Origin of the sequence: Leucobacter sp. UCD-THU, assembly GCF_000349545.1 — a bacterium.
GTDB lineage: Bacteria > Actinomycetota > Actinomycetes > Actinomycetales > Microbacteriaceae > Leucobacter > Leucobacter muris.
Map to the genome: position 1 here is coordinate 685917 of NZ_KB714602.1, position 13166 is coordinate 699082.

The 13166-nt window shown below is 70.4% G+C and carries 11 protein-coding genes; 7 read left to right on the top strand and 4 right to left on the bottom strand.

All coding sequences use genetic code 11. From position 1 onward, the window contains the following. Positions 1 to 72: 72 nt before the first annotated feature. On the bottom strand, positions 73 to 837 hold the full coding sequence (locus H490_RS26260) for an HAD-IIB family hydrolase (protein ID WP_017884466.1): 765 nt from the start codon (positions 835 to 837) through the stop codon (positions 73 to 75). A gap of 92 nt (positions 838 to 929) precedes the next feature. Continuing rightward, positions 930 to 1358, bottom strand: a complete 429-nt coding sequence (locus H490_RS26265) for a DUF6941 family protein (protein WP_017884467.1) — start codon at positions 1356 to 1358, stop codon at positions 930 to 932. Between the two features lie 134 nt (positions 1359 to 1492). Here H490_RS26265 and argF point away from each other — a divergent pair, with 134 nt between their 5' ends. From argF to argH, 3 genes are all read left to right on the top strand, one after another. Continuing rightward, on the top strand, positions 1493 to 2431 hold the full coding sequence (argF, locus tag H490_RS26270; protein WP_017884468.1) for an ornithine carbamoyltransferase: 939 nt from the start codon (positions 1493 to 1495) through the stop codon (positions 2429 to 2431). Positions 2432 to 2456: 25 nt separating this feature from the next. Beyond that, entirely contained in the window at positions 2457 to 3572 is a 1116-nt protein-coding gene (locus tag H490_RS31755; protein ID WP_017884469.1) for a DUF4870 domain-containing protein, read from the top strand. A gap of 152 nt (positions 3573 to 3724) precedes the next feature. Beyond that, the gene (gene argH / locus H490_RS26280; protein ID WP_017884470.1) at positions 3725 to 5161 is read left to right on the top strand and encodes an argininosuccinate lyase; all 1437 of its coding nucleotides are present in this window, start codon (positions 3725 to 3727) and stop codon (positions 5159 to 5161) included. Positions 5162 to 5282: 121 nt separating this feature from the next. On the opposite strand, the gene H490_RS26285 is transcribed toward argH, so the two are convergent. Further along, the gene (locus H490_RS26285) at positions 5283 to 7094 is read right to left on the bottom strand and encodes a YncE family protein (RefSeq protein WP_017884471.1); all 1812 of its coding nucleotides are present in this window, start codon (positions 7092 to 7094) and stop codon (positions 5283 to 5285) included. Positions 7095 to 7383: 289 nt separating this feature from the next. On the opposite strand from H490_RS26285, the gene tyrS reads away from it, so the two are divergent. Next, on the top strand, positions 7384 to 8727 hold the full coding sequence (gene tyrS / locus H490_RS26290; protein WP_051066201.1) for a tyrosine--tRNA ligase: 1344 nt from the start codon (positions 7384 to 7386) through the stop codon (positions 8725 to 8727). 137 nt (positions 8728 to 8864) lie between these two features. On the opposite strand, the gene H490_RS26295 is transcribed toward tyrS, so the two are convergent. Then, positions 8865 to 9446 (bottom strand): helix-turn-helix domain-containing protein, encoded by a 582-nt coding sequence (locus H490_RS26295; RefSeq protein WP_031290116.1) that lies wholly within the window; start codon positions 9444 to 9446, stop codon positions 8865 to 8867. A 141-nt stretch (positions 9447 to 9587) separates the two neighbouring features. Between H490_RS26295 and speB the strand changes: the two genes are divergently transcribed. From speB to H490_RS26310, 3 genes are all read left to right on the top strand, one after another. Next, positions 9588 to 10535 carry an agmatinase gene (gene speB / locus H490_RS26300; protein WP_017884474.1) on the top strand — a complete coding sequence of 316 codons (948 nt, stop codon included), beginning with the start codon at positions 9588 to 9590 and terminating at the stop codon, positions 10533 to 10535. A 125-nt stretch (positions 10536 to 10660) separates the two neighbouring features. After that, the gene (locus H490_RS26305) at positions 10661 to 11071 is read left to right on the top strand and encodes a YybH family protein (protein WP_017884475.1); all 411 of its coding nucleotides are present in this window, start codon (positions 10661 to 10663) and stop codon (positions 11069 to 11071) included. Next, positions 11068 to 12495, top strand: a complete 1428-nt coding sequence (locus H490_RS26310; protein WP_017884476.1) for a purine-cytosine permease family protein — start codon at positions 11068 to 11070, stop codon at positions 12493 to 12495. Before H490_RS26305 ends, H490_RS26310 begins: the two co-directional genes overlap by 4 nt. The last annotated feature ends 671 nt before the right edge of the window (positions 12496 to 13166 follow it).

The window sequence follows — 13166 nt, forward strand, 5'->3', positions numbered from 1 at the left end:
AGAGCCTGCACGTCGTGCTGAGCGCGCGGCTCAGTCTGCCGGCAGAGCGGCAGAGCGGCAGAGCCGCGCGGCTCAGTCGGCGAGCAGCGCCTCCAGGAAGACAGCGGTGTCCTCCCAGCCCTCGACCTCCTGGCAGGCGACGCCGAGGGCCTTCACCGGGTAGTCGTTGCCGTCGGGGTCGAGCCGGTCGCCCACGAACAGCATCGCGTCGAGCGGGATCCCGGTGTGCGCCTCGAGCTTGCGCATGCCGTACGCCTTGTCGATGCCCTGACGTGTGATGTCGACCGAGGTCGAGCCGCCGCTGCGCACCTCGAGGTGCGGCAGACGGTCGGCCACGGCGGCGCGCAGCGCGTTCTTCTTCGCTCCGTCCGGATCCCACGCCTGCTTCACCTCGACGGGCGCGCGCTGGCCGAGGGCCGAGAACGTGACCTGCGATCCGCGATCCTCGAGGATCTCGCCCCAGGGCTCGGCCTCCCACAGCCCGAGGCGCTCGGCCTCCTCGCGCAGCGCCGCGAGCGCGGCGTCGCGCTCCTCAGGGGTGAGGTTCTCGCGGTACACGGTGACCCAGCGGCCGCCCTCGCGCCGCTCGTAGCGCGTGCCGCAGGTGGGCAGCAGGTGCAGACGCTCGAGCGCGGCCTCGTCGACGCCCTCGAAGGAGTCGAGGCGATCCACCAGCTGGGCCTCGAACTGCTCGAAGTTGCCGCCCGAGATCACGGCGACCGTGGTGCGCCCGAGCAGCCGGGCGAACACAGCGAGCATGCGGGGATCGACCGGGGATTTCGAGGGGGCGAGGGTGTCGTCGAGGTCGAAGGCGATGAGACTGGGCAGCGCGGTCATGTCTCAATCCTTCCATGAGGGGACGGGGTGCCGATCCGCCCTCGCGCCGGCCCACGCCCGGCCGCGCCCCGCGAGGGTGAGTGCCGGCGGGGCTAGAGCGACGACTCGTCGAGCGGCGGCATGGCGGTCGCGTTCGCGTAGAAGCGCACGTCGACCCGTTCGAGGCCGGTGCCCTCGAAGACGATGCGGTAGCTGCCCGGCATCGGCACCTGCGCCTCGGTCAGCGGGAAGACCATCGGGATGTAGCCCGAGGCGTCGTTGCCGCCGCCGAGGCTGAACGTGCCTTCGAGGCCGAAGACCTCGGCGCCGCCCACCGCGGGCTCGCAGCGGGCGCGGAACGAGCGCTCCGGATCGCCTCGGCGGGCCTCGCTCTCGTCGTACTCGACCACGATCACGAGCGTGGCGCCCAGCGGGGCCGGGTAGCTCTCGCGGTTGATCGTGTTGATGAACCCGGAGAGCACGCTCAACGTGCCCTCGCGCACGTTCGCCGCGTCCGCCAGAAAAGCCGCAGCCACTCGCATCACTGCCTCCTCGAGGTCGTGCGCTCCACTCTGCCACGCTCCGCTGGGTGCGCGCCCGGCCGTCGTGCGGGGGATCGGGCTCGCGCACCGGTTCGGCGCCGATCCCGGGTCCGGTCAGCGACTAGGCTGGACGCGTGACCAGACACTTCCTGCGAGACGACGACCTCACGCCCGCCGAGCAGCGGGAGGTGCTCGAACTGGCCGAGCGCCTGAAGCGAAATCCCTATGCGGAGCGCCCGCTCGAGGGCCCGCAGTCGGTGGCCGTCTTCTTCGACAAGACGTCGACCCGCACGCGCTTCAGCTTCGCGGCCGGCATCGCCGAGCTGGGCGGCAGCCCCATCGTGGTGAATCCGGGAGAGGCGCAGCTCGGCGCGAAGGAGACGATCTCGGATACGGCGAGGGTGCTCTCGCGCATGGTCTCGATGATCGTGTGGCGCACCTTCGCGCACGCGGGGCTCGAGGAGATGGCGGCGAACGCCACTGTTCCGGTGATCAACTCCCTCTCCGACGACTTCCACCCCTGCCAGATCCTCGCCGACCTGCAGACCATCCGCGAGCACCGCGCAGCCCGCAAGGGCGGCGAGCTCTCGGGCCTCACCGCCACCTACGTGGGCGACGCCGCGAACAACATGGGGCACTCGTACCTGCTCGGTTTCGCGACCGCGGGCATGCACATCAGGGTCGCGGGTCCCGACGGCTACCACCCGCGCGAGGACATCGTGGCGGATGCGAAGCGGATCGCCGCCGAGACGGGCGGCAGCGTCACGATCCTCACCGACCCGGTCGAGGCGGTGCGCGGCGCCGACGCGGTCATCACCGACACCTGGGTCTCGATGGGGCAGGAGGGCGAGAAGGCCGAGCGCGTCGCGACCTTCGGCGCCTACCGGGTCACGCCCGAGCTGATGGGGCAAGCCGCCGACGATGCGATCTTCCTGCACTGCCTGCCCGCCTACCGGGAGTACGAGGTGGCCCCCGACGTGATCGACGGCCCGCAGAGCGTGGTGTGGGACGAGGCCGAGAACCGGGTGCACGCGCAGAAGGCGCTCATGGCCTGGCTGCTGCAGCAGGGCTGAGCCGAAAGAACGAGGGGGAACGGGCATGGCGAACAGGAGTTATCTCTACACGGTCGATCGGATCCCCGACGGCTCGGGGGCACCCCTGAGCCTCCGGGCCGTCTCTGAGTGGAACTGGGATGTTCCGCTGCTGCACGAGATCCTGCTCGCCGGATCGCCCCGACTCTGCCCCTCCACGATCTGGGCCGCGCCGGCGCAGGCGATCGCGGGGGAGTTCGAGGCCGGCGTCGCGAACCTGGAGCGGGTCTTCGCGCGGCTGCCCCGCACTCCCGAGGTGGAGCGCGGCATCGCCGAGGCCCGTGCGTTCCTCTCCGACCCCGCGACGCGCGGCGCCTACTTCCTGCTCGAGCCCGCAGAGGTCCACGCGCTCTCCGACAGCGCCGAGGAGGCGCAGCAGGAGCTCGACGGGCTCGTGCACGGCCTGCGCGATCCTCAGGCCGTGATCGACTTCGCGGCCGGATACGACCTCGACAAGATCGACGAGGTCACGGGTCGCGGCGCGTGGGCGCGCACGGTGTACTACGAGCCGGGCGGCGCGGCCTCGGATCCCGCCGCGAGTCAGGCGCCCGCGCCGCAGCAGAACGGCGCGCAGGATCAGGCGCCCGCGCCGAGCGGTGCGGCACCGGCCGCGCAGCCGGCGCCGGCTGCCGAGCAGCCGTCGTTCGCCCCGCCGCAGTACCGGCAGCCGGCCGCCGCGGCGGGCCCGGGCGCCCCAGCGCAGCCCGCGGCTCCCTATTCCTTCCAGCCGCGTCCCGCGACGGGCGGCGTCGCCTGGGGTCTCGGTTTCCTCGCGTACATCCCGATCCCGTTCGCCTCCGTGCTCATCGCCGGTGTCGTGATGATGATCAGCGGACTCTCGATGCGCAGCCGGGGGCCGCTCGCCGCTGCGAACGGCCGCAACGCGGCGAACTGGGGGCTCACGCTCATCGTGCTCACGGTGGTGCTCGTGGGAGCCACGATCGTGTGGGGTGTCAGCGCGGGCGGCGGAGAGGGCAGCGGCTTCTTCCCATTCGGGATCCCGCTGCTGATCTGGGTCTGCGTCTCGGTGGCCCACGTCGTGTTCGTCATCATGGGCCTCGTGCGCGCGGGGAAGGGGCAGGTCTTCCGGGCGCCGGCGATCCCGTTCTTCGGTCGTTCCTGAGCTCGCGGGCGAGGTGCGCATCGACGGGTGCGCACGTCACCAGTGCGCTGCGCCGCACCGCTGGGGCGGGGGCGGCTTCGAGGCTCGCAGCGGCACGGCCGGCGGATCCCTCGCGAGCAAGCCGGCGCCGACCCGAACGGTAAGCTGGACGGGTGACTGAGCGCATCGAGAACGAAGACACTGGCAATCGCGCGGCCGAGGCCGGGGCCCTCTGGGGTGGACGGTTCGCGAGCGGCCCGTCGCCCGCGCTCGCCGCGCTCTCGAAGTCCACGCAGTTCGACTGGGTGCTCGCGCAGTACGACATCCGGGGATCGAAGGCTCACGCCACCGCCCTCGCGGCAGCCGGCTACCTCAGCGACGACGAGCTGCGCGACATGCGCGCGGCGCTCGACGAGCTCTCGGCCCGCGTCGCCGACGGTCGCGCAGTGCCGGCCGCCGACGACGAAGACGTGCACTCCGCGCTCGAACGGCTGCTCATCGAGATCACGGGTGTGCAGCTCGGGGGCAAGCTCCGCGCGGGCCGCAGCCGCAACGACCAGATCGCCACGCTCGTTCGCCTCTACCTGCTCGACCACGCGGCTGTCATCAAGGCCCAGCTGCTCGACCTGCTCGACGCCGTCGCCGAGCAGGCGGGCAAGCACCCCGACGCGATCCTGCCCGGCCGCACCCACCTGCAGCACGCGCAGCCCGTGCTGCTCGCCCACCAGCTCGCCGCCCACGCCTGGCCCGTCGTGCGCGACCTCGAGCGCCTGCGCGACTGGGCTCAGCGCGCCGGCGCGTCGCCGTACGGGGGCGGAGCGCTCGCCGGATCCTCGCTCGGCCTCGACCCCCGGCTCGTCGCGCGAGAGCTCGGCCTCGGCGATCCGCTCGAGAACTCCATCGACGGCACCGCGGCCCGCGACGTCGTCGCCGAGTTCGCCTTCATCTGCGCCCAGATCGGCATCGACCTCTCGCGCCTCAGCGAGGAGATCATCATCTGGAACACCAAGGAGTTCGGCTTCGTGCGGCTGCACGACGGCTACTCGACCGGATCCAGCATCATGCCGCAGAAGAAGAACCCCGACATCGCCGAGCTCGCGCGCGGCAAGTCGGGCCGCCTGATCGGCAACCTCACGGGCCTGCTCGCGACGCTCAAGGGCCTGCCGCTCGCCTACAACCGCGACCTGCAAGAGGACAAAGAGCCGGTCTTCGACTCCGTGCAGCAACTCGAGGTGCTGCTGCCCGCCTTCACCGGCATGGTCGCGACGATGAGCTTTGACACCGCGCGCATGGCCGAGCTCGCGCCCCAGGGCTTCTCGCTCGCCACCGACGTCGCCGAGTGGCTGGTGAAGCAGGGCGTGATCTTCCGCGACGCGCACGAGATCTCGGGCGAGCTGGTGCGCTACTGCGAAGAACGCGGGATCGAGCTGCACGAGCCGAGCGACGACGAGCTGGCCTCGGTCTCGCCGCACCTCACGCCCGGCGTGCGCGAGGTGCTGACCATCGAGGGTTCGGTGAACTCGCGCACGGGCGCCGGCGGCACCGCGCGGGTGCGCGTCGAGGAGCAGCTGGCCCGCCTGAACGAGCGCATCGCGGAGTTCCGCGGCTAGGGGCGGCTGCGGGGGTCTTCCTCCGCGGCGGGCGCCCTGCTCCGCAGCCGGATCGGCCGCCGTCGAACGACGAAGCCCCCGCAGACACGGTCTGCGGGGGCTTCGTGCGTTTCGGAGTGGATCAGGCGCGGCGGCGCAGGCGCGCGGCGGTGACGGCCGCGGCTCCGACGGCGAGCAGGATCGCCGCGGCCCAGAGGGGCTGGCCGCGGTCGGCATCGGAACCGGTGCTCGCGAGGCGGTTCCCGTCGGCGGCCGTGTTCGATCCGCCGCCGTTCGGCGCGGGCGGGGTCGGCTTCGGTGCCGGGGCGGCCGCGAGCGTGATCTGACGCACGGCCGCCGCGGGGGCGCCCTGGGCGGTGAAGCCCGAGGCGACGAGGTGGTGGGCGCCGGGCTCGATGCCGCTCGCGGGGATCGTCACCTGGAAGGTGGCGGTGCCGTCGGCGCCGACCTGGCCCGAGCCGAGCAGCACGGGGGAGGAGTGCAGCGAGACGTCGACGAAGGAGGCGGGTGCGAATCCCGTGGCCACCACGTCGACCTTCTGGCCGAACAGTGCGGAGGCGGGCTGGGACCCGGCGAAGGCGATGGTGGCGCCGCCCGTGGGCATCGGAACCGACGCCGGGGCCGCGGGGGCCGTGATCGTGACCGCCTGCGACGGCTGCGACGGCGTGGACCCGGTGTCGGTGGTCGCGGTCACGACGAACTGCACGGGGCCGACGGGCAGGCCGGTGATGATGCAGAACGTGGCGGTCGTGACGCAGAGCGCCTGGTCGCTGCCGGCCGCGGTGACGGTGTAGGTGGGGGAGCCAGTCGCCGAGGCGCCCCAGAGCACCGCGGCCTGACGGGCGCCGGGTGTGGCCCGCACGTTCGTGGCGGGATCCGGGGCGGGGGCGACGTGCTCGAGCACCGAGATCACGCTGTCCCACGTGTTCGTGACGTAGATGCGGGTGCCGTCGGGGGAGATCGCGGTGTCCCAGAGGCCGGCGGACAGCGCGACGGTGTCGGTGACGTCGAGGCTCGCGGGATCGATGACGAAGACGTCGCCCAGCAGGTCGGCGGCGACGATCTCACCCGTCACGGGATTCACCGAGAGCGAGGCCGAGGGGAACATGCCGTCGAGGCTCCGCGAGTCGGTGAGGGTGAAGGTCGCGGTGTCGATCGAGAAGAGCGCACCCGCGTCGTCGAGCACGTAGAGCGCGGAGCCGTCGGGGGAGATCGCGATGTCGGCCGGGGAGGAGCCGGGTAGATCGAGCATCGTCGAGGCGTTCTCGCAGCCGCAGATGTCTCCCCACTCCACGGCGTCGAGAGCGATGGCGGTGACCGACTCCTCGATCAGGTTGGCCGTGTAGACGATCGGCAGCGAGGGGTGAGCGGCGATCGCCATGCTGAAGTTGCTCAGGCCCGCCCAGCGCTCGAGGGCGCCGGTGAGCGGGTTCCGTTCGGAGAGTTGGAGGCCGCCATCGACGCTGAACACGGTGCCGGTGTGCTGCGAGTAGGTCATGGCATCGACCCCGGGCCCGGCCTCCGAAGCGATGGTCCAGGTGCCCGGCGTCAGCGAGTAGACGTCGTTGGTGCCTGCGGCGAGCACGCGGTAGCCGTCGGGCGCGGGCACGGTGAGGATGGGCTCGCCCCACCCGTCGACTGCGCGGTCGACGCCCGCCTGGGTCGCGACGTCGATGACGTTGACGACGTCGCCATCCTCGTAGTTCACGAACAGGTGATCGTTGCCGGGCGAGACGGCGACATCACGCGGATTGAGGTGCGACGTGGTGAAGGTCTCGCTGGCCTGCCACCCCGACTGGGGGCCGGGATCGGGCTCCGCGAGTGCTGCGGCCGGCCAGGCGAACGATGCGGCGACCGCTGCGAGGGCCGTGGCGATCGCGGCCGAACGCTGCGCGCGGCGGGTGCGGGCGGGGGTGACGCGGGTGTCGCGCATGATCCTCCTCGTTCGAGTGCTCGACTGCTCAGGTTAGCCAGCGCCTGTGACCCGGTCCACGGCACTGGGCGTTTTCTCCTAGGGGAGGCGGCTGCCGCCGTTCTGTGCGCGGCATCGGCGCAGCGCCGAGCCCGTGGGGCCACCCCGCTCGCTTCGGGCAGCGGCGAATGGTCGAGATGTGCTGCGCGCCGCGAGGATCCCGACGCTTTTCGACCGCTCGCGCGATCGCGGCGGCGCGCGACCCGGCTCGGGGGAGCGCCGGCGCCGGCGCGGCGCGTGTCGCGGTACGATGTCAGGCGTGTCTGTAGCAGAAGAACGAGCCGAGATCCTGGCCGCCCAGCGCAACGACGACAGCTTCGCCACCCTGTGGGACGAACTGCAGTGGCGCGGGCTGGTGCACGTGTCGACCGACCCCGAGGCGCTGTCCGAGCTGCTCGAGGGTGAGCCGTTCACCTATTACTGCGGGTTCGACCCGACGGCGCCGAGCCTGCACCTCGGCAACCTCGTCCAGCTGCTGCTGCTGCGTCGACTGCAGCTCAAGGGCCACAAGCCGCTCGGCCTCGTCGGCGGTTCCACCGGACTGATCGGCGATCCGCGCCCCACCGCCGAGCGCACCCTCAACAGCCGCGAGACCGTGGCCGAGTGGGTCACGCGCCTGCAGGGGCAGGTGACGCGGTTCCTCGCGAGCGACGGCGAGAACGCGGTGCGCCTCGTCAACAACCTCGACTGGACGGCCCCGCTGAGCGCGATCGACTTCCTGCGCGAGGTGGGCAAGCACTTCCGCGTCGGCACCATGCTGAAGAAGGACGCGGTCGCCGCGCGCCTCAACTCCGACGAGGGCATCAGCTACACCGAGTTCAGCTACCAGGTGCTGCAGGGCTTCGACTTCCTCGAGCTGTTCCGCCAGTACGACTGCGTGCTGCAGTCGGGCGGCAGCGACCAGTGGGGCAACCTGACGAGCGGCACCGACCTGATCCGCAAGGTCGAGGGGCGCTCGGCGCACGCCGTCGGCACCCCGCTGATCACGAACGCCGACGGCACGAAGTTCGGCAAGAGCGAGGGCAACGCCATCTGGCTCGACCCCGAGATGTGCTCGCCCTACACCTTCTACCAGTTCTGGCTCAACCAGGCCGACGCCGACGTGATCGACCGCCTCAAGGTGTTCACCTTCCTGTCGCGCGCCGAGATCGAGGACTACGAGCGCCAGGTCGCCGAGGAGCCCTTCAAGCGCGCCGCGCAGAAGCGGCTCGCGCTCGAGGTGACCACGCTGGTGCACGGCGCCGCCGCGGCGCAGGGCGCCATCGACGCCTCTGAGGCGCTGTTCGGCCGCGGTGACCTCGCGGCGCTCGACGAGTCGACGCTGCGGGGCGCGGTGTCCGAGCTGCCGCAGGTCGTGCTTCCCCCCACTGCCAAGTTTATTGCTAGGCCCATCACGCAGCTGATGGTCGAGGCCGGGCTCGTGAAGAGCGCGGGCGAGGCTCGCCGCGCGATCGCGCAGGGCGGCGTCTACGTGAACAACGCCGCGGTCGAGAGCGAGGATCGCGCCCTCGAGGCGGCCGACCTGCTGCACGGGCGGTTCGCGGTGCTGCGCCGCGGCAAGAAGACCCTCGCGGGCGTCGTCGCGGCGGGCTGAGCCGGTCTCGGGGCGTGCTCAGTGAGTCTGCCTCTATTTTTCGAGCCGGCCTGCAATTCGCGCGAATTGCAGGCCGACTCGAACGAAGCGGGCCGACTCGATAGCGGCTCGCCGCCGAGCGGACCGGCGGGGATCGCCTAGGCCGATCCGCTCCACGCGGCGGGCACCAGCACCCACACCACCTCGGCTCCCGCGTCGGCGGTGCGCCAGGTGTGCGGGGTACGCCCGGGGAAAGTGAGGGTGTCGCCGGCTTCGAGCACGTCCTCGCGCCCGGCGAACTCGACGATCACGGCGCCCGAGACCACGTGCAGCGACTCCACGGCGCAGTTGACGGTGTAGAGCTCGTCGCCCCCGTTCGCGTGGGGCTCGAGGGAGGATCGCAGCAGCTGCACGCGCTCCTCGGTGCGGGGCGTGATGAGGCGCTCGTCGGCGCCGCTGCCGCCCATGTTGATGCGCGGGGCGTCGGCGAGGGCGACGCGCTGCACGTCGGGCGCTTCGAACAGGTTGCCGACGGGCAGCGACAGCGCCTGGCAGATCTGCACGAGCGTGGGCACGCTGGGCATGGTGTCGTCGCGCTCGATGCGGCTGAGGAAGCCCTTGGTGAGGCCGGTCGCGTTCGCGAGCTGCTCCAGGGTCATCGACTGGGCGCGGCGGGTGGATCGCAGCTGCGCTCCGATGCGCACGGGCGTCTCGTCTGCGGTGGGGTGTACCGGTCTCATGGTGTGGCGCCCTTCTGCGAGTGGCCGATCCCGCCCCGTGGTCTCGTTGACTGCGTGGGAGGAACCGGCCTATAGTGAGTGCGAGTTCACTGATAGAACCCTCATGTTTACTATAAGACAACTTTGAAAGGAAGTGGGAACGTGACCGAACACACGCCTCAGGGCCCGGTCGACGCGAGCCTCACCCCGCGCTACGCCGGGATCGCGACCTTCGCCAAGCTGCCCCGCATCGAGGACGTGCCCGCCGCCGACATCGCCGTCGTGGGCGTTCCCTTCGACACGGGGGTGAGCTTCCGCCCGGGCGCGCGCTTCGGCCCCTCGCACGTGCGCGAGGCCTCCCGCCTGCTGCGCCCCTACAACCCTGCGCAGGACATCTCGCCCTTCGCCCGCAAGCAGGTCGTCGACGCCGGCGACATCGTGGCCAACCCCTTCAGCCTCGACGAGGCGGTGCGCCAGGTCGAGGAGGCCGCCACCGAGCTCGGCGAGCAGGTCGACAAGATCGTCACCATCGGAGGAGACCACACCATCGCCCTGCCGCTGCTGCGCGCCATCAACAAGAAGCACGGCCCCGTCGCGGTGCTGCACTTCGACGCCCACCTCGACACCTGGGACACCTACTTCGGCGCGCCCACCACGCACGGCACCCCGTTCCGCCGCGCATCGGAGGAGGGCCTCATCGACCTGACCGCCTCGATGCACGGCGGCACCCGCGGCCCGCTCTACGGCAAGGGCGACCTCGAAGACGACGTGAAGCTCGGCTTCCAGATCGTCACGAGCGAGTTCATCGAGGAGCACGGGATCCCCGCGGCCCTCGAGAAGATCCGTGAGCGCGTGGGCGACAAGCCCCTCTACATCTCGATCGACATCGACGTGCTGGATCCCGCGCACGCCCCGGGCACCGGCACGCCCGAGGCCGGGGGTCTCACCAGCCGCGAGATGCTCCGCCTCATCCGCGGCCTCGCCGATCTGCAGATCGTCGGCGCCGACGTCGTCGAGGTCGCACCGGCCTACGACCACGCCCAGATCACCGCGGTCGCCGCGAGCCACGTCGTGTACGAGCTCGTGAGCGCGATGGCCGGCCGCGACTGATCCTCTCCGCCGGTCGCGCGGCGGATCCGATCCCGCACAGTGGCTCTCGGATCCGCCGCGCCGCCGACGCCCTCCGGCTCGCGGAGCCGTTTTCTCCGCACCATGAATCCAAGGGAGTATTCGCAATGCACACCCCCACCGAGGCCGACGTGCTCGCCGCGGCCGACGCCATCATCGAGGCGTTCGCGGCGACCGACACCGCCGCCTACTTCGCCGGTTTCTCAGCCGACGCCAGCTTCGTCTTCCACCCCGAGTCCGCGCGCCTGAACTCGCGCGCCGAGTACGAGGCCCTCTGGGCGGGCTGGATCGCCTCCGGCTGGCGGGTCAGCGCCTGCAGCTCCAGCGACCGCCTCGTGCAGCCGTTCCCCGGAGGCGCCGTCTTCAGCCACACCGTCGCCACGAGCATCGACTCCGCCGAGGGCCCCGACTCCTACGTCGAGCGCGAGAGCATCGTCTTCCGCGTCGCCGAGACGGGCGGCCTCGAAGCGATCCACGAGCACCTTTCGACGGTGCCGGACGACGGGAGCGCGGCGTGACCTCTCCCGAGACCATGGCCGTCAACCTCGACGGCCACGACGACTCCGCGGGCCCGGTGCGCGGCACACAGTCGCTGCTGCGCATCGCCATGATCTGGCTCGCGGCAAACCTGGTCGTGACCACGCTGCTCACCGGCACGCTCTTCACCCCGGCCGTCTCGTTCGGCACCGCGTCGGCGATGATCGTGGTCGGCACGCTCATCGGCGTGATCGTGCTCGTGCTGATCGGCAACATGGGCACGCGCACGGGTCTGCCGACGATGGCTCTCACCCGCGGATCCTTCGGGATCAGGGGCAGCCTCGTGCCGGCGGCTGCGAACCTCATCATCCTCATGGGGTGGAGCTGGGTGCAGGCGATGCTCGCGGGCGTCACCGTCAACTACCTCGTGCACGAGGCGACCGGCTTCTCGAATCCCATGCTCTTCTCGGCAATCTGCCAGGCCATCGTGGTGGTGCTGGCGATCTTCGGGCACACGGGCATCTCGCGCGTCGAGCCCTGGCTCGCCCTCGCGATTCTCGTGGTCATGGGCTTCGTGTTCGCGGCGGCCTTCGGGGCGTTCAGCCCTGCGGAGTTCGCGGCGATCCCGGTCGACGCCGAACTGGGCGGCACGCCCTTCATCACGCTGGACATGGTCATCGCGACCGCGATCTCGTGGACGGTGCTCTCGGCCGACATGAACCGGCACGCGAAGAGCAGCACCGCGGGCATCGTGGGGTCGGGCATCGGGTACACCCTGTCGACGACGATCGCCATGTTCCTCGGCCTCGTCGCTTTCAGCGCGGTGCTGCTGCACGGCGACCGCGAGCCGATCCCGTTCGATCCGGCCACCATCGTCGCCGAGTTCGGCTGGCCGCTCGGCATCGCGATCTTCCTGTCGGTCATGGCGACCAACACGATGGTGGTGTTCGGCATGGTGACGTCGGTGGTGAACGCCCAGTCGAAGTGGCACCTGAAGTTCCTGCCCACCGCGCTCGTGCTCGGGGCGATCTCGGTGATCGGCTCGACCTTCCTCGGGCTGCTGAACCAGTTCACCGACTTCCTGTTCGTCATCAGCGCGTTCTTCGTGCCGGTGTTCGCGATCATGATCGCCGACTACTACCTGCTCAAGCACCGCGGCTACTCGCGGCAGATCCTGCACGAGCGGTCCGAGAGCCGCTACTGGTACACGGGCGGCGTCAACTGGGTCGCCGTCGTGGTCTGGGTGATCGGCGCCGTGCTGTCGTACGTGCTCGCCTATGTCGCCCCGAGCCCGATCGGCGCGAACATCCCGGCGTTCGCGGTGAGCTTCCTGCTGTATCTCGGCCTCATGGTGCTCATCGGTCGGGGCGGGGCCTGGGGCCTGCGCGACCCGCGCGACGCCGACCCCACGGGGCACCTGCTCGACGGCGCCGACGAGACGGCGGCGCTGCGACTGGAGCGCTGAGCGCGGCGGCCGGGTTCGATACAGGCCCGGCAGGTCGCGAGAACAGAAGCCGCTCGCTGTCGCCCCACCTCGGTGGGGCGGTGGCGGGCGGCTTCTCGTGTTGCCGGGGCCCTGAAGGACGAGACACGCCCGGGAAGCGCGGTCGAACCGTGTGATCGGGCCATTTCGGCCCGGTTTTCGGGGGAGCCGCACTGTGACAGCGGAATGGGTGCTGAGGGCAAGAACCGCGGAATCACGCGGAGACACGCCCGGGATGCGGGCGGTAATTGCAGAAGGACTGGGATCTGCGTAATGTATTCCCTTGTCAGCGCGACGGAGCGGGACGCGAAAGCGGCCCAGATCGGTTGCGAATCGGATCTCACGAAGATCACCCGCGAGGGACTTGATGAAGTCTGCTCGGGCGTGTAAAGTGGGACTCTCGATCTCACCACCGAGATCCATCCTGAAAGAGGATGAGATTCTGATGCTCGTTCATCGAAACGAGTTGGATTTGCGAAGAGCAAGTCCAAGTGGTAAGTTAGACAGGTTGCTGTTCGGAAGGCTTTGGCTGGTACGGGTGGTGTCTGGTCTTTGAGAACTCAATAGTGTGCACTTGATTGTCATATGCCAATTATTTATCCCCGGCATCGGCTGTTTTGGTTGGTGTTGGAGATTCCTTTTTTGGATAACGA